Genomic DNA, 16,807 nt, shown 5'->3' with positions numbered 1-16,807 from the left:
GGGCTCGGAGATGTGTATAAGAGACAGGGGTACCCGGGGTCCGGGGCGTGAACGGGCTCTGCGGACCGGTCGGGCCACCAGCCGGATCCACACCACCACGACCAGGAAACGGACTCTGCGAACCCGTCGGACCACCAGCCGGATCCACACCACCACGACCAGGAAACGGACTCTGCGAACCCGTCGGACCACCAGCCGGATCCACACCACCACGACCAGGAAACGGCGACGGAGCACTTCCTGCCGGCGCGGCGCCGCCTCGTGGCGGGAACGCCGTCGGGGCGTCAGCCCCTGCCGCCCCGCCCTGCTGCTGGACGGGCGTGAGCCGGCCGGCGGCATCCACACCACGCGTGCCGGACGCCTGCGGCGGACGCGCGACCGGCGGGGGTTGCACCGGGAAACCGCCCGGCTGTGGCGCCCCGCCTCCTTGTGGCGGACCACCCGGGGCCGGGGCACCGCCCTCCGCGGTCGTCCGCGCCGCAGCCTCTCGCTCGCGGATCTCGCGCCGTGTCAGAGGCCGGCCGTTGTTGTCACTCATCCTGAAGACCTCGATACAGTCCGTGCTTCGCGATGTACTGGACCACGCCGTCCGGCACCAGGTACCACACCGGCAGCCCGGCGGCCGCACGACGACGGCAGTCGGACGACGAGATCGCGAGGGCCGGCACCTCCAGCGTGGTAACCCCATGCGGTGGCAGACCTTCCACGGTCAACCGGTGCCCCGGGCGTGTGACCGCCACGAAGTGTGCCATGTCCCACAGCTTGTCGGCATCCTTCCACGTGAGGATCTGCTGGATGGCGTCGGCGCCGGTAATGAAGTACAGGTCGGCGTCGGGTCGCTCGATCCGCAGGTCCCTCAGGGTGTCCACCGTGTAGGTGAGGCCCGGCCGGTCGACGTCCGCGCGGCTCACCGTGAACCGCGGGTTGGACACGGTGGCGATCACCGTCATCAGATAGCGGTGCTCGGGTTCGGTGACCTGCTGGTGGTGCTTGAGCCACGGCCGACCGGTGGGGACGAAGATCACCTCGTCCAGGCCGAGCTGGAAGGCGGCCTCACTCGCTGCCACGAGATGGCCGTGATGGATGGGATCGAACGTCCCGCCCATCACGCCGAGGCGAGGCCGCTGAGCTGACACCGGTACCGGTCCGACCTGTGCCCTCAGTGACCGGCGTCGTGGGTGGCCGGGACCTCGGCGTGCCGGTTGTTCACGTTGCGGAACGCGAAGGTGAAGAGGAGACCGGCCACGAGCGTGCCGAAGGCGAGCAGGCCGAACCCGATCGGGGGGAAGGGCAGCTCAGCGGCGTGCTCGGTGGTGGTCTCGGCGATCTGAACCGCAGTGTGCAGCACGGATGTCCTCCTGGTGGTTCGTGCTCAAGTGGGGCCTAGTGTCTCACGCCGGGCGCCGCCTACCGCATCCGGACCGTGTACGGGCCGGGAGAGATCCGGGGAAGACTACGGCTTGACGTGACCGTCGCCGTGCACCACCCATTTGGTCGTGGTGAGTTCGGCGAGTCCCATGGGCCCGCGGGCGTGCAGCTTCTGGGTGGAGATACCGATCTCGGCCCCGAGACCCAGCTCGCCGCCGTCCGTGAAGCGTGTCGAGGCGTTGACCATGACCGCGGCGGAGTCCACCTCGGCGACGAACCGTTCGGACGCGGCGAGATCGCGGGTCACGATGGCCTCGGTGTGTCCCGAGGACCACGTGCGGATGTGGTCGATCGCCTCGTCCAGGGAGTCGACGACCTTCACGCCCAGCTCCAGCGCGAGGTACTCGGTCGCCCAGTCCTCGTCCGTCGCGGGAACGGCCGTCGCGCCCTGCGGCGCGTACTCCAGCGCGCGCGGATCGCCGTGCAGCACGACGCCGGCTCCGGCCAGTGCCGTGAGAGCCGCAGGCAGGAACGCCGGGGCCGCGTCGGAGTGCACCAGCAGGGTCTCGGCCGCGTTGCACACGCCGACGCGCTGCGTCTTGGCGTTCATGGTGATGTCCACGGCCATGTCGACGTCAGCGGTGGCGTCGACGTATACGTGCACGTTCCCGACGCCCGTCTCGATCACGGGCACCGTCGACTCCGCGACCACGGTCTGGATGAGGTCGGCACCGCCGCGCGGGATCAGGACGTCGACCAGGCCGCGGGCGCGCATCAGGGCTCGGGCGCCCGGCCTGCCGTACGCGTCGATGGTCTGCACGAGATCCGCGGGCAGGCCCGAACGCTCCAGCGCGGAGCGCAGCACGTCCACGACGACCCGGTTCGACGACGCCGCCGCGGAGCCGCCGCGCAGCACCGCCGCGTTGCCGGACTTCAGCGCGAGCACCGCGGCGTCGACCGTCACGTTCGGGCGGGCCTCGTAGATCATCCCGACCACGCCCATCGGCACCCGGAGCTGCCGCAGCCGCAGACCGTTCGGCAGCGTCTGACCGCGAACGACCTCCCCGACAGGATCCGGAAGCCCTGCCACCTCCCGGGTGGCGGCGGCGATCTGCCCGATCTTGTCCGGGGTCAGCACCAGACGGTCCAGCAGGCCGGGCGACATGCCGCTGTCGCGGCCGCGTTCCATGTCCTGTGCGTTCGCCGCCACGATCCGATCCGCCTGGGCGATCAGGTCATCGGCGATCGCGCCGAGCGCAGCGTCCTTCGTGGCGCGGTTCGCCGTGGCCAGCGCCCGCGACGCGACCTTGGCGCGGCGCGCGATCTCACGCACGGCCGTGTCACCGTCCGACGACGCAGGCGCACCCCCGGCCGTACGGGCAGCGGACTCCTCCGCCTCGCGAGAGGCGGACCCCGTGTCAGGTGCAAGGCTCGTCATGTCCACGAGCCTACGTCTGGTCGCGGACGCGCGGCAGCGGCTATCCACAACCTGGTCGGCGGGCCGCGCTCCGGCTCACGGGGCGAACCCGTTGTCCTCCAGCACCAGGTCGTCGCGATGGACCACCTCACGGTCGTAGCCTTCGCCGAGCTCCTCGCGCAGGGCGTGCGTGGTGCGGCCGAGCAGGGCGGGCAGGTCGGCGGAACCGAAGGCCACCAGGCCGCGCCCGACGACGACGCCGTCGGGCCCCACGAGCTCGACGGGATCACCCGCGTCGAACGTCCCCTCCGCCTTCGTCACCCCTGCGGGCAGCAGCGAGGCAAGGCCTCCACGGACCGCGCGGACCGCGCCGTCGTCCAGGTGGATGCGCCCCTCGGTTCCGGCGGCATGCGCGATCCAGAGCCGCCGCGCCGTCGTGCGTCGGCCCGTGGCCGCGAAGAACGTGCCGGTGTCCTCACCGGCCAGCGCGGCGGCCGCGTCGGCCGCCCGCGTGAGGACCACGGGGATACCGTCACCGGTCGCGATCCGGACCGCCTGCAGCTTGGTGAGCATTCCCCCGGTCCCGACGGCGCTTCCCCGGGCGGTCACCTCGACGCCGGCGACGTCCGACAGCTGCGCCACGTGCGGTATCCGCCGCGCGCCGGGCCGTGAGGGCGGGCCGTCGTACAGCCCGTCGACGTCGGTCAGCAGCACGAGCGCGTCGGCCCGCACCAGATGCGCCGCGAGGGCAGCGAGCCTGTCGTTGTCGCCGAACTTCAGCTCCGCCGTGGTCACGGCGTCGTTCTCGTTGATGACGGGGACGACGCCGAGCGCCAGCAGCTTCTCCAGCGACCGCTGCGCGTTCGCATAGCGGGAGCGGCGCACGGTGTCCTCGGCGGTGAGCAGCACCTGGCCGACCCGCAGACCGTGGCGGGCGAAGGCCTCCGTGTAGCGGGCCACGAGCTGCCCCTGCCCCACCGATGCCGCCGCCTGCATGGTGGCGAGGTCGCGCGGGCGGACGGGCAGCCCGAGCGGGCCGATCCCCGCGGCGACCGCACCGGAGGTGACCAGGACGATCTGGCTGCCGTCGCGTGCGGCGACCGCCGGACCGTCGGCCGCGGAACCGGCCACCCGGGCGGCGAGCACGTCCACGAGTGCACGGAGCGCGCCCTCGTCGAGGTGCCCGTCCGGGCGGGTCAGCGAGGAGGATCCGATCTTGACGACGATGCGGCGTGCGGCGGGCAGCGCGGCACGGGACGAAGCGGGGGCCACTCCCCCATCATCACCGGCCACGCCTCCCCGACGCGCGCTCATTTCGCCAGGCGGAACCTGCCGCACTACGGTGAGCGCCCCCACTGCCACTCCCTGTCCCGGCCGCCACGGCCGGTCCGGGCCGCCGGAACCACCGCGGCCACAGGCGCGCTCGGGCCCCGGCGAGACCGGGCCCGGAGGCCCGGCAGAAGACCATCAGTCCTGGTCCGGGTCCGTCCAGATGCCCGACTCCCGTTCGGTCCACAGCTCCCGGCGCGCTTCCGCCTTCGCGTCCATGCGCTCGGTGAACTCGCGCCGCCGCTGCGCGCGGGTCGGGCGCGCGGTCTCCTCCAGGCGCAGGTCCGTCCCCCGGGCTCCGAGCAGTTCGGGCCCCGTGGTCAGCGTGGGCTCCCAGTCGAAGACCACGGCGCCCGCCGGATCACCGATCCGGACCTCGTCGCCCGCCACCGCACCGGCCTTGAACAGCTTGTCCTCCACGCCGAGCCGCTCCAGCCGGTCAGCGAGGAACCCGACCGCCTCGTCGTTGTTGAAGTCCGTCTGCTTGACCCAGCGCTCCGGCTTCGAGCCCCGCACCTCGAACCAGTAGTCGTGCTCGCCGCCCTTGCGGGCCACGGTGAATCCTGCGGCGTCCACGGGCTTCGGCCGCAGGACGATGCGCTGCGGCTCGGGCTCCGGCGCCGCGGCACGCGCCTCCTCGACGATCTTCGCCAGCGCGAACGTCAACGGGCGCAGCCCCTCGTGGCTCGCGGTCGAGACCTCGAAGACACGCAGCCCCCGGGCCTCCAGGTCCGGCCGGACCATCTCCGCCAGGTCGCGCGCGTCGGGCACGTCGATCTTGTTCAGGACCACGATCCGGGGACGTTCCGTCAGCGGCACGCGCCCGCCCTCGATGCCGAGGTCTCCCGCGTACGAGGCGAGCTCCGCCTCCAGGACGTCGAGGTCGCTGACCGGGTCACGCTGCGACTCCAGCGTGGCGCAGTCCAGGACGTGCACGATCACCGCCGTGCGCTCGATGTGCCGCAGGAACTCCAGCCCCAGCCCCTTGCCCTCGCTCGCACCCGGGATGAGGCCGGGCACGTCCGCGACCGTGTAGCGGGACTCCCCGGCCTGGACCACCCCGAGGTTCGGTACGAGGGTCGTGAAGGGATAGTCGGCGATCTTCGGCCGTGCGGCCGAGATCGCGGCGATGAGCGAGGACTTCCCCGCACTCGGGTAGCCCACCAGGGCGACGTCGGCGATGGTCTTCAGCTCGAGGACGACGTCGGCCTCCTCGCCCGGCTCACCGAGCAGCGCGAACCCGGGTGCCTTGCGCTTCGGCGACGCCAGAGCCCGGTTGCCCAGGCCACCCCGGCCGCCCTGCGCGACGACGTACTCGGCTCCCGCCCCGACCAGGTCCGCGAGGACCTTTCCGTCGCGGTCCTTGACCACCGTGCCGTCGGGAACCCCCAACGAGACGTCGGCGCCGTTGGCACCGTCACGGTCGTCACCCATGCCCTGGGTGCCGTTGGTGCCGTGGCGGTGCGGCGAGTGGTGGTAGTCGAGAAGTGTGGTCACCTGCGGGTCGACGACCAGCTTGACGGAACCGCCGTCACCGCCGTTGCCGCCGTCGGGGCCGGCGAGCGGCTTGAACTTCTCGCGACGGATCGACGCGACGCCGTGCCCGCCGTTGCCGCCCACGGCATGCAGGACGACACGATCGACAAAGCTGGCCATGGGTCCATCCTCTCAAGACAGGACGAGGGGGCGCGCCCGCCGGGCGCGCCCCCTCGTGGGTACCGGGATCAGGCCCCGGCGGGCTCGACGATGTCGATGACCTTGCGGCCACGGCGCGTGCCGAACTGCACGGCGCCCGCGGTCAGGGCGAACAGCGTGTCGTCGCCACCGCGACCGACGTTGTTGCCCGGGTGGAAGTGCGTGCCGCGCTGGCGCACGATGATCTCGCCCGCGTTCACGACCTGGCCACCGAAGCGCTTGACGCCGAGACGCTGGGCGTTCGAGTCACGACCGTTGCGCGAGGAGCTCGCGCCCTTCTTGTGTGCCATCTCTGCTGACCTCTTTCGGGGAGTTACTGGAAGTACAGACGCCGGAACGAGCCCGGCGGAAGCTTGGTCTCGTACCGACGCTCCTCGTGCTCGGCTCCGGGCGAGTGCCTCGTTCCTCGGCCCTCACCCTCCGTCGAGCACGTCGTCGCGTCAGTTGATCCCGGTGACCTTCAGGCGCGTCAGCGGCTGGCGGTGGCCCTGGCGCTTGCGGTAACCGGTCTTGTTCTTGTACTTGAGGATCGTGATCTTGGGGCCCTTCTCGTCCCGCACGACCTCGGCGGTGACCTTGACCTTGGCCAGCTTGGCCTTGTCGGTGGTCACCTTCTCCCCGTCGACCAGCAGCAGAGCGGGCAGCTCCACCGACTCGCCCGGCTGCGCCGGGACCCGGTCCATGACCACGATGGATCCGACGGAAACCTTCTCCTGCCGGCCACCGGCCTTGACGATCGCGTACACCACGTTGAACTCTTCTCCTCGTCTTGGCGTGCGCGCACGACGTCGGTCACCGGCTTTGCTGTAACTCTCACCGCCGCAGCGGTCGAGTGCGGTGCGCCATGGGCACGCGGGACAGGTGCGCAGAACGCGCACCGACGTCCAAGATTACGGGATGCGGCCACCCCGTTCAAACCACGCGGCCTGTGAGATGGCCGACGACGACCGTCCGGCCCCTCGGCGGGCGCCCCCGTCCGCCGGGACCCGTGACGGGCCACGGCCTACCCTGTGAGGTATGGCCGACGACACCGTCGCGCGCGCCATGCAGGCCGTGCCGCGCACCGGCTTCCTTCCCCATGGCCAGCGTTCCCTCGCCGGCTCCGACCACCCGCTGCCCATCGGGCACGGCCAGACGTCCTCGCAGCCCAGCACCGTCGCCGACATGCTGCGCCTCCTGCGCGTCCCGCGCCGCGCACGCGTGCTCGACATCGGGGCCGGCTCCGGATGGACGACCGCCCTCCTGGCTCACCTGACCGGCCCGAACGGCGAGGTGCTCGGCGTCGAGAGGCATCCGCGCCTGGCCGAGTGGGCGGGCGACAACGTGGCGGCGACCGGCATGGGCTGGGCACACGTGACGCGGGCGGAGCCGGGTGCGCTCGGCGTCCCCCGGCCCGGCGGCTGGGACCGGATCCTCGTCTCGGCGACGGCGAGCCGCCTGCCCCGGGAACTGGTGGACCAGCTGGCGCCGGGTGGCCTGATGGTGATTCCCGTGCGAGGCCGGATGCTGCTCGTGGAACGCCGCGGGGACGGCGAGGTACGTGTGAGCGAGCACGGCGGCTACCGGTTCGTCCCCCTGGTCGAGGACTGAGCCCGCGACGCCGCCGCACGGTTCCCGCCGCCGGGCACGCGTCCGTTCCCCGCTACCGCATGAACCCCGTGTTCCCGGCACGACACGGTTCCACGCCTGGCCACGGCACAGGGCCGCCACCCCTGGGCGGGGTGACGGCCCTGTGCGGGAGGTTCTCAGCGGCCCAGCAGCCTGGACCAGAATCCCTTCCTCTGCTGGTTCTCAGGCGACCTCGTCGCCGGCTCCTTTGGCCGGCTCGGACGCGTCACCACCGTCCGGCGTACCGTCCTCGGCCTGCTCGCCGGTGTCACCCGCCGAGCCGTTCGCGGGCACTGCCGCCGGCTCGGCCTTCAGCGACCGGTCCGGCAGCACGATCGCGTCGAGCGAGGCAGCGGGCATCGTCGTGGCCCGCTCGCCCGCGCCACTTCTCGGCTCCGGCAGGCTGATTTCGAACCTGTGCTCGGACCTGGGGGCCGGCTCGGGCTCGGCGGCCGGCACGGCGTCCGTGTCCTGGTCCGCCCGCGGCGCGTGGTCCGCACCGGCAGCCAGGTCCGTGGCGTCCTTGGCCTCCTCGCCCTCGCCCTCGTGGGCGTGCTGCGCGGCGGCGGCGATCGTCGCCAGCCGCGCCTTGACCTCCTCGCGCTGCTCGGAGCTCTCCTCGGGGAGTACCGCCGCGGCCGGCGACGCCGGCCCCGCCGACTTCGGCGGTGCCGCGACCTCGGGGCCACCGCCCGACTTGCCGCCCCGCTTGCGGCGCTTGCGTGCGCTGCCGCCGGAGCCGCCGTCGGACTGTTCGCCGCCGGACGGTCCGCGCTCGACGGGGTGGTCGTGGACCACGAACCCGCGGCCGTTGCAGTGCTCGCACGTCTCGCTGAACGCCTCCACGAGGCCCTGCCCCACACGCTTGCGCGTCATCTGCACGAGACCCAGGGACGTCACCTCGGCGACCTGGTGCTTCGTCCGGTCGCGACCCAGGCACTCGACCAGGCGCCGCAGCACCAGGTCCCTGTTCGACTCGAGCACCATGTCGATGAAGTCGATGACGATGATGCCGCCGATGTCGCGCAGCCGGAGCTGGCGCACGATCTCCTCGGCCGCCTCGAGGTTGTTCCGGGTGACGGTCTCCTCCAGCGTGCCGCCCGCCCCGGTGAACTTCCCGGTGTTGACGTCCACGACGGTCATGGCCTCGGTGCGGTCGATCACCAGCGAGCCGCCGGACGGCAGCCACACCTTGCGGTCCATGCCCTTGGCGAGCTGCTCGTCGATCCGGTGCTCGGCGAAGACGTCGCCGGCCTGGACCCACTTCGTCACGCGCTCACGCAGGTCCGGCGCGAGCTCGTCGACGTAGGAGGAGATCTCGTCCCAGGCACGATCGCCTGCCACGACCAGGGAGGAGAAGTCGTCGTTGAAGATGTCGCGCACCACGCGGATCGCGAGGTCCGGCTCACCCTGGAGCAGCACGGGCGCGGACTTCTTGGAGCGGTCCGCCTTCGTGGTGATGGCGTTCCACTGACCCTGCAGGCGTTCGACGTCGGCCCGCAACTCGTCCTCGCTGGCACCTTCCGCGGCCGTGCGCACGATCACGCCGGCGCCTTCGGGCACCACCTCGCGCAGGATCTTCTTGAGCCGGTTGCGCTCGGTGTCGGGCAGCTTGCGGCTGATCCCCGTCATGCCGCCGCCGGGCACGAACACCAGGTAGCGCCCCGCGAGCGTGACCTGCGACGTCAGGCGGGCACCCTTGTGCCCGATCGGGTCCTTGGTGACCTGGACCAGCACGGTGTCGCCGGACTTGAGCGCCTCCTCGATGCGGCGGGGCTGACCGTCCGCGATACCCGCGGCGTCCCAGTTCACCTCGCCCGCGTACAGCACGGCGTTGCGCCCCTTGCCGATGTCGACGAACGCGGCCTCCATGGAGGGCAGAACGTTCTGCACGCGACCCAGGTAGACGTTGCCGGCCATCGACACCTGCGACTGCTGCGAGACGTAGTGCTCCACGAGCACGCCGTCCTCCAGCACGGCGATCTGCGTGCGCCCGTCCTGCTCGCGCACCACCATCGACCGCGTCACCGACTCGCGGCGCGCCAAGAACTCGGCCTCGGTGACGATCTGCCGGCGACGACCCGCGTCCCGGCCCTCACGCCGACGCTGCCGCTTGGCCTCGAGCCGGGTGGACCCCTTCAGGGCCGTGACCTCGTCGGACGACCCGCGGCTGCTGCGAGCCGCCTCGGCACGCTCCGCACGGTTGCCGCGCCGACGACGACGCCGGCGACGGCTGCCCGGCTCCGCGTCGTCGTCCGCCACGTCCTCGTGGGTGTCGGAGGGCTCCTCCTCGGCCGACGTGTCGTCGGCCTGCTCGTCACCCTTGCCCTGCTCGCCCGGCTCGTCGTCCCCGCGATCGTCGCGGGTGCGCCCGCCCCTGCGGCCCCGGCCGCCGCGGCGACGGCGACGGCGGTTGCCGGAGCGCCCGTCGTCCTCGAACTCCTCGTCCTCGTCCAGGTCCGCCGGGGCCAGTTCGGTGAGCTCGACGCCCTCGGCGGCCAGTTCCTCCTCGATGACGCCGACCTCGTCCACGGCCGCGGCGTCGTCCGCGCTCAGCTCGGCGGTCTGGAAGCGCGGTGCGGGGACCGCCTCGTCGGCCACGCCGGCGGCATCGTTCTCGCCGGCGGACCCGGCCGGCTTCCGGCTCGGCGCCTCGGCGCCTCCGGGGGCGCGCTTCCCGGCGGCGGAACGGGTCGAGGACCGGGACCCCGCCGGGGCCGAGGACTCGGCGCTCTCCGGCTCGGCGACCGTCTCGGACGTGTCGACGTCCTTCGTTGCGGTGTCCGACACCGTCGTGCCCGCACCGGCCATCGTGAGTTCAGGCTCACGACGTGCACGCTGCACGGCCGTCAGGTCGGGCGCCTGGAACAGCAGCGCCGTGGTGGCCAGGCGCGGTGCGGTGCGGGGCTTGTCGTCCTTCTTCTCCGCCCGCCCGCCGTCACCGGCGTCCGGCGTCGTGCCCGACGACGCGGCGCGGGTGCGCCGAGCGGTCCGGGTGCGGGACGCGGGCTCCTGCGTGCTCGGGGCCGTGGAGGCGGCCGGCTCGCCGGACGCCGGCTCGTCCGGTGCGGTCCGCCCCCGTCGGGCACGCTCTGGGCGAGCCGGCTCGGGCGGCGCCTCCGCCGTACCGGAACCGGTCTCGGCGGTGGCCGCCCCGGCCACGACGGCGTCGCCCGCGGCAGCATCGGCCGCGACATCCTCAAAGGCGCCGGAGCCGGCGGCGGTCGCCGGCTTGCGACGCCCGGCCGTCCGCACGTTCTCCGCCGCACCCGCTGCCTTCGTGGCGCGGCGCGAACGGCGCTTCGGCGGCGCCTCCTGCTGCTCGGTGGCCTGCTGCTCGGTGGCCTCGGGACCGCTCGCGTCCCCGGCGGGGATCGCCTCGACCGGGGCCGGGACCTCGGCCGACTCGGCCACGGGGGCTGTCTCCGCCGACGAGGCGGGCGACGTCGCCTCGGGCGACGTCGCCTCGGACGGGGCCGCGTCGGACGATGCCGTCTCGGACGCGGTCACCTCGGACGCGGTCACCTCGGGCGCGGTCGCCTCGGGCGGCGTGACGGGCGCGGCCGAACCGCGTGTGGCCCGGCGCCGCGGGCGCATCGCGGAGCCTGTCCCGGCCGTCACGCCCGACACCGGCGCGGGAGCGGTCGACGTCTCCGTCGCCGGGGTGGACTTGATGACGATCGGCGCCGCCGCCTTGGCGGGCGCCGAGGTGGTACGCGTGGCGCGCCGGCGGGCGGGCTTGCCAGTCGTCACAGAGGCGGCGGCCTCGCCGTCGTGATCGTTCTGTGACCCGGCGGTCGGACCAGTGGTAGAGGGAGTCGTCACGGGGGTTGCTCCTGTGCTGGGGTCCGTCCCACATCGGCGGACCGCCAGGCGGTCGGTCGTCCTGTGACACGGCGCCTCGAAGCGCCGCGCCGGACAGAAGTCTCGGTTGCGGCCCCACGTGCCTCATCTTCGCGGACGCCTGCGACCGCGGATCCCTTTCAATCTCCGCCGTCGCGGCACCGCGGCGGACGCGGCCCTGCGGGCTCTGCAACCCTCACCAGGATGTGGTCCGGCAAGGGCAAAGCCATTATCGCACAGGGACTTCGGCCTTGGCCGGGCCGACGCGCCCGGAAGTTGCGACACTCTGACAAGTGGCCGATGTCACGCAACACGTCGTCAAGGGCGACTCCCGACGGGCATAGGCTGCTTGTGAAGAAAAGAACAAGCACCGATCCGACCCGCAGGAGCCCCAGTGGAAGCACTCGATCTGGCGCGATGGCAGTTCGCTGTCACCACGGTCTATCACTTCATCTTCGTCCCGCTGACGATCGGCCTCGCACCGCTCGTCGCGATCATGCAGACAGCCTGGGTCCGCACCGGGAACGAGCGCTGGCTGCGACTGACGAAGTTCTTCGGAAAGCTCTTCCTGATCAACTTCGCGATGGGCGTCGTCACCGGCATCGTGCAGGAGTTCCAGTTCGGCATGAACTGGAGCGAGTACTCGCGGTTCGTCGGTGACGTGTTCGGCGCCCCGCTCGCGATGGAGGCCCTGGCCGCGTTCTTCGTCGAGTCCACGTTCCTGGGACTGTGGATCTTCGGCTGGGACCGCCTGAACAAGAAGGTGCACCTGGCGTGCATCTGGGCCGTGGCCGTCGCCGTGAACCTGTCCGCGTTCTTCATCCTGGCCGCCAACTCCTGGATGCAGCACCCCGTGGGCACACGGTTCAACCCGGAGAGCGGGCGCGCCGAGATGGAGTCCATCTGGGCGGTCCTGGCGAACAACACCCTCTGGGCCGCGTTCCCGCACACCATCGCCGCCGCGTTCCTCACCGCCGGGACGTTCGTGGCGGGCATCGCAGCGTGGTGGATGGTCCGGCTCGTACGCACCGGCGAGGAGCACAAGGTGTCGCTCGCCCGCGACGTGTACCGGCCCGCCGTCGTTCTCGGCACCGTGACGATGCTGATCGCCGGGGTCGGCGTCGCCCTCTCGGGCGATGTCCAGGGCAAGCTCATGTTCCAGCAGCAGCCCGGCAAGATGGCCTCGGCCGAGGCCCTGTGCGACGGCTCGGAATCGGCGAACTTCTCCATCCTCACCATCGGCGACCTGTCCAACTCCTGCGAAGGGGTCCGGCACATCCTCGAGGTACCGGGCCTGGCCAGCTATCTCGGCACCGGCCACTTCAGCGGGCCGGAGAGCTTCCTGCCCGGGGTGAACGACGTCCAGGCGGAGTACACCGAGCGCTACGGAGACACCGACGCCGCCGGCAACCCGGTCGTCTACACCCCGAACCTCGCCCTGACCTACTGGTCGTTCCGGCTCATGATCGGCTTCGCCGTCGGCTCGGCCGCCCTGGCCGTGCTCGCCCTGTGGCTCACCCGGCGCGGACGGGTCACCGACAACAAGTGGTTCGCCCGCATCGGGATCTGGGCGATCCCCACCCCGTTCCTGGCCTCCTCGTTCGGCTGGATCTTCACCGAGACCGGCCGGCAGCCGTGGGTGGTGGCCCCGAACCCGACCGGCATCGACCAGATCCGCCTGCTCACCGAGCGCGGCGTGTCCACGGTCGTCAGCCCGAACCTGGTGCTCGCCTCCATGATCGTGTTCACGGTCGTGTACGGCGTGCTCGCCGTGGTGTGGGGCCGCCTCATGCACCGGTACACCATCGAGGGCGTGCCCGACGTCGTCCACGACGAGTCGCCGGAGGCACGGACCGGCGACGACACCGACCGCCCGCTCTCCTTCGCCTACTGAGGAACCGACACATGGATCTCGCAATCTTCTGGTTCGTGCTCATCGCGGTCCTGTGGACCGGCTACCTGGTCCTGGAGGGCTTCGACTTCGGCGTCGGCATGCTGCTGTCGATCCTGCCCCGCGGAGGCGCCGCACACGGCGGTCCGGAGAACCGCGACAAGGAGCGTCGCGTCCTGATCAACACGATCGGGCCGGTCTGGGACGGCAACGAGGTCTGGCTGCTCACCGCGGGCGGGGCGACGTTCGCCGCCTTCCCCGAGTGGTACGCCACGCTCTTCTCCGGCTTCTACCTTCCGCTGCTGATCATCCTCGTGGCGCTCATCGTGCGCGGCGTCGCGTTCGAGTACCGCGGCAAGATCTCCGACGAGACCTGGCGGCGGCGCTGCGACCTGGCCATCCAGGTGGGGTCGTGGGTACCGGCCCTGCTGTGGGGCGTGGCGTTCGCCAACCTGGTCCGCGGGGTCCAGCTGGACGACGCACACCAGTACGTGGGCGGCTTCTGGGCGCTGCTCAACCCGTTCGCCCTGCTCGGCGGGCTCGTCACGCTCGTGCTGTTCCTGCTGCACGGCGCGGTCTTCGTCGCGCTCAAGACCAGTGGTGAACTGCGCGAACGCGCGTGCCGCCTGGCCTCCGGGCTGTCCTACGTCGCTCTGGTCGTCGCGGGCGGCTGGGCCGTCTGGGCGCAGGTGGCGTACTCGGCCACGTGGACGTGGGCCGTGGTGGTGGTCGCGGCAGGGGCGCTGATCGGCGTCGTCGTGGCGACCCGGCGCTCGCGCGAGGGGCAGGCGTTCGCGCTGTCGGCAGTCGTACTCGTCGCGGCCGTGGCACTCATCTTCGGCTCCATGTACCCGGACGTGATGCCCGGGCTCGACGGCGGCCCGTCGCTGTCCATCGCCGACGCGTCGTCGACGCCGTACACGCTCGGCGTGATGACCGTGGTCGCCCTGATCCTGACGCCCCTCGTCCTCGCGTACCAGGCGTGGACCTACTGGGTGTTCCGGCGCCGCCTGTCCGTGCGGGACATCCCCGCACCCGCCGGCCTGACCTGGCAGCGGGTCAAGGACGCGGCGTTCTGACGCGGTGCCCTACGGCTCCCTCGCGCGTCCCGCCCGAGGGAGCCGTAGGAAGGATCACCGGCGGCCGCATGATCACGGGGCCGTGTCGAAGGTGACCGCCGCGATGCGCTCACCCACCACCCAGGGCGCGCCGATCGCGCAGTCGGCAGGCTGCTGAACGCAGTCGACGTACTCGTCGGCACGCTCGCCGTCGGACCTCTGGAAGAGCGGGTACGCGGCCACGTCCACGCGGAAGGTGCCGTCGTCGCCGGCGACGGCCGCCGTGCCGTACTCGTAGAGGCAGTCCGCGCCGTCGACCCCCGAACCGTCCGCGGCGGCGGGGCACTGCGACAGGTCGACGTCGGCCCCTGGCTCGAAGCCGCTGCCGCGGACGACGGCGCTGCCCGTGTTCCCCGCGACGTCGTAGGTCCACGACTCGATGGCCAGCCGGGGCGCATCGGGCAGCACGACGCCGTCGGGCAGCTCGTACGGGGCGACCGCCCGGACCGTCCGACCGCCGGTGACGACCCCCAGCACGCAGCCGGTGTCGCACAGCACCTCGTGCCCGTTGATCTTCAGGTACGGCTCGGGGTCGACGGTGGTGTCCAGGGTGCCGTCGGCCGATGTCCGCACGGCGACGCCGGCGTCCGAGTTGAACGAGCACATCGCGTCGGCGTCACTCCCACCCGCGCGCACGAGCCCGGCCGAGCACGGAAGCACCTCGACCAGCTCGCCGGCGGGCAGCCCCTGGGCCGTCACCCGGAGGCCTCCCCCGGCCTCCAGCACCTGGAGCCCGGCACCGCCCTGCGCCGTGGGCCCCGCGTTCGTCGGCGCGGTGCCGGTCGGCGCCGTGCTCGTCGGTGTCCCGCTTGTTCCAGGGGACGAGGACGGGTCCCCGGAGCCCTCCGCCGGATCGCAGCCCGCGAGCGCGAGGACGGCCGCCGCGGCCACGAGCGAGGTGGTGAGTCTCCGGGCGACCCTCACGGGTATCCGAGGTACTCGTCGATGGACCGACCCACCCGCCAGGAGTAGTTCTGCTCACCGATCAGCCAGTTCCTGCCCTTGCGCCAGGTGTGGAAGTCCATCTCCAGGTAGCACGCCACCGCGGTCGTGTTGTTCAGCTCTCCCAGGTTGGACCGGTAGGCACGCACGTCGTTGGTGCCCGGGCTCCCGGGGCCGAACCAGCGGACGAACGAGTCCGAGCAGCGTCGGCCCGCCTTGGAGACGTACATCATGAGCGTCCCGTGCTTGCTCCTGGTGGTGTCCCCGCACTTCTCGGTGCGGGCGTTGGAGTGGATCGGGATGTGCAGGTCGGCCCCGTAGTTGTTGGAGCTGTTCACGTTCTGGTTGAGCGTGCCCGTGCCCCGGCGCACGCGGTAGCCGCGCTCCAGCAGGTTCATCCTGTTGTCCCTGACGCCGTTGATCGCGTGCAGGGCGGTCGCGTACGACTGCGCGTTCTCCGAGTAGTCACGGCATCCGTGGTTCGTGATGCAGGAACCGCCGGGTACGCCGTCGTTCCCGTCGTGGCAGGCCTGGGACAGGTAGATGCGCTTGCCGTTCCAGTTCCCCGGGTTGTAGTCGGTGTCCGCGGAGGCGGGTGGAGCACCGGCGGCCGCGGCCAGGACGGTGACGATCAGGGCAGCGCCGGCCCTGCCGAGGAACGGCCTGATGCGAGCGGTCATGGTCACTCCTCGGCGTCGTCGGGGTCGAGCGCGACGGGAAGCGGCACCGTGGTGCACATGTCACCGTCGACGGCGGTCGCGTAGGCCAGGCAGTCACCGGCCACCCGGAAGCGGACCGAGTCCAGGGCGCCGTTGCTGTAGGCGGTGAAGATCAGGGCACGGTCGATCTCGTAGGCCGGCACGGGAGCGCGCGCCGCCGCCTCGGGGAAGCCTGCCGGAAGATCGACGACGGCCCGGCCGCGGGCCACCGACGTCCTGGCCGGCGCCATGTCGGCGCCCGGGATCATCTCGGCGAGGACCGTGTCGACGGCGGCACCGAGCGAGTGCCGCAGGCCTCCCCGGACGGACGCGGCGGCCGGCTCGTGCCCGGTGGCCGGGTCACAGCCGAGATAGGGCACGGTGGTACGGCCGTCGGTCCGGGCTCCCGTGGGCACGTCCGGGCACGACTGCGGCGCGACGGGCCGATCGCCCTCGGCGTCCGAGGCTGCCGCGTCGAGGGCGGCCCGCGCCTTGCCGTCCGGAGCGTCCAGGCCGGCGACCTCGATGGTCCAGCCGTCGAGATCCTTGCTCACCTCGTCCATCCAGGCGTAGACGGCATCCGGTTCACGCGACATGTCGACGGTCACCGTGCGGGCGGACGTGTCGACCCCCGTCACGAAGGACCGCGCGAGCACCGAGGTGGCGAGGCCCTCCGAGGAGCGCCCGGACAACTGGCCGGCAGGTGGTCCCTCGGCGGGCGCCGCCCGGCCGGAACCCGCGACGGCGCCCGGCCGGGTGGCCGTGAGCGTGCCGATCACTCCGGCGAGCAGCAGCAGGACGAGGAGGCCGGCCACAACACGAGGGGCGCGCCGCCGTGAAGGCGGCTCATGGGCCGCACCGGCCGGGGACGCCCCGAGAGGCATGAGAGCTTTCCTGA

At 72.1% G+C, this 16,807-nt stretch carries 14 protein-coding genes; 3 read left to right on the top strand and 11 right to left on the bottom strand.

From position 1 onward, the window contains the following. Nucleotides 1-530: 530 nt before the first annotated feature. From nadD to rplU, 7 genes are all read right to left on the bottom strand, one after another. Entirely contained in the window at nucleotides 531-1,136 is a 606-nt protein-coding gene (nadD, locus tag HGK34_RS17350; RefSeq protein ID WP_201849707.1) for a nicotinate-nucleotide adenylyltransferase, read from the bottom strand. 23 nt (nucleotides 1,137-1,159) lie between these two features. Beyond that, a complete protein-coding gene (locus HGK34_RS17345) occupies nucleotides 1,160-1,348 on the bottom strand; it encodes a hypothetical protein (RefSeq protein WP_307816046.1) in 189 nt (62 codons plus the stop codon). Between the two features lie 105 nt (nucleotides 1,349-1,453). Then, nucleotides 1,454-2,806 (bottom strand): glutamate-5-semialdehyde dehydrogenase, encoded by a 1,353-nt coding sequence (locus tag HGK34_RS17340; RefSeq protein ID WP_201849705.1) that lies wholly within the window; start codon nucleotides 2,804-2,806, stop codon nucleotides 1,454-1,456. 75 nt (nucleotides 2,807-2,881) lie between these two features. Then, on the bottom strand, nucleotides 2,882-4,099 hold the full coding sequence (proB, locus tag HGK34_RS17335) for a glutamate 5-kinase (protein WP_201849702.1): 1,218 nt from the start codon (nucleotides 4,097-4,099) through the stop codon (nucleotides 2,882-2,884). Between the two features lie 153 nt (nucleotides 4,100-4,252). Further along, nucleotides 4,253-5,770, bottom strand: a complete 1,518-nt coding sequence (obgE, locus tag HGK34_RS17330) for a GTPase ObgE (protein WP_201849700.1) — start codon at nucleotides 5,768-5,770, stop codon at nucleotides 4,253-4,255. Nucleotides 5,771-5,838: 68 nt separating this feature from the next. Then, entirely contained in the window at nucleotides 5,839-6,099 is a 261-nt protein-coding gene (rpmA, locus tag HGK34_RS17325) for a 50S ribosomal protein L27 (RefSeq protein ID WP_123813642.1), read from the bottom strand. Nucleotides 6,100-6,249: 150 nt separating this feature from the next. Further along, nucleotides 6,250-6,558, bottom strand: a complete 309-nt coding sequence (gene rplU, locus HGK34_RS17320) for a 50S ribosomal protein L21 (RefSeq protein WP_201849697.1) — start codon at nucleotides 6,556-6,558, stop codon at nucleotides 6,250-6,252. 268 nt (nucleotides 6,559-6,826) lie between these two features. On the opposite strand from rplU, the gene HGK34_RS17315 reads away from it, so the two are divergent. Further along, complete coding sequence (locus tag HGK34_RS17315; RefSeq protein WP_201849695.1) at nucleotides 6,827-7,399, top strand: protein-L-isoaspartate O-methyltransferase family protein; 573 nt, start codon at nucleotides 6,827-6,829, stop codon at nucleotides 7,397-7,399. Between the two features lie 201 nt (nucleotides 7,400-7,600). On the opposite strand, the gene HGK34_RS17310 is transcribed toward HGK34_RS17315, so the two are convergent. Then, complete coding sequence (locus tag HGK34_RS17310) at nucleotides 7,601-11,242, bottom strand: Rne/Rng family ribonuclease (protein WP_201849693.1); 3,642 nt, start codon at nucleotides 11,240-11,242, stop codon at nucleotides 7,601-7,603. A 412-nt stretch (nucleotides 11,243-11,654) separates the two neighbouring features. Between HGK34_RS17310 and HGK34_RS17305 the strand changes: the two genes are divergently transcribed. Together HGK34_RS17305 and cydB are read left to right on the top strand one after the other, a co-directional pair. After that, entirely contained in the window at nucleotides 11,655-13,154 is a 1,500-nt protein-coding gene (locus tag HGK34_RS17305; RefSeq protein WP_201849691.1) for a cytochrome ubiquinol oxidase subunit I, read from the top strand. Between the two features lie 11 nt (nucleotides 13,155-13,165). Next, nucleotides 13,166-14,230: a cytochrome d ubiquinol oxidase subunit II gene (cydB, locus tag HGK34_RS17300; protein ID WP_201849689.1), complete on the top strand. Its 1,065-nt coding sequence runs from the start codon at nucleotides 13,166-13,168 to the stop codon at nucleotides 14,228-14,230. 72 nt (nucleotides 14,231-14,302) lie between these two features. On the opposite strand, the gene HGK34_RS17295 is transcribed toward cydB, so the two are convergent. Genes HGK34_RS17295 through HGK34_RS17285 form a run of 3 tightly spaced genes read right to left on the bottom strand, consistent with a single transcriptional unit; the run spans nucleotide 14,303 to nucleotide 16,724 of the window. Continuing rightward, nucleotides 14,303-15,193: a hypothetical protein gene (locus tag HGK34_RS17295; protein ID WP_201849687.1), complete on the bottom strand. Its 891-nt coding sequence runs from the start codon at nucleotides 15,191-15,193 to the stop codon at nucleotides 14,303-14,305. Then, the gene (locus tag HGK34_RS17290; RefSeq protein WP_201849685.1) at nucleotides 15,190-15,891 is read right to left on the bottom strand and encodes an N-acetylmuramoyl-L-alanine amidase; all 702 of its coding nucleotides are present in this window, start codon (nucleotides 15,889-15,891) and stop codon (nucleotides 15,190-15,192) included. The genes HGK34_RS17295 and HGK34_RS17290 overlap by 4 nt, the downstream gene beginning before the upstream one ends. A 2-nt stretch (nucleotides 15,892-15,893) precedes the next feature. Further along, entirely contained in the window at nucleotides 15,894-16,724 is an 831-nt protein-coding gene (locus HGK34_RS17285) for a hypothetical protein (protein ID WP_201849681.1), read from the bottom strand. Between the last annotated feature and the right edge of the window lie 83 nt (nucleotides 16,725-16,807).

This window comes from Myceligenerans indicum (assembly GCF_016742955.1).
GTDB lineage: Bacteria > Actinomycetota > Actinomycetes > Actinomycetales > Cellulomonadaceae > Myceligenerans > Myceligenerans indicum.
The sequence above is the reverse complement of the archived record's forward strand: the minus strand, read 5'-3'. Positions and strand labels throughout refer to the sequence as shown.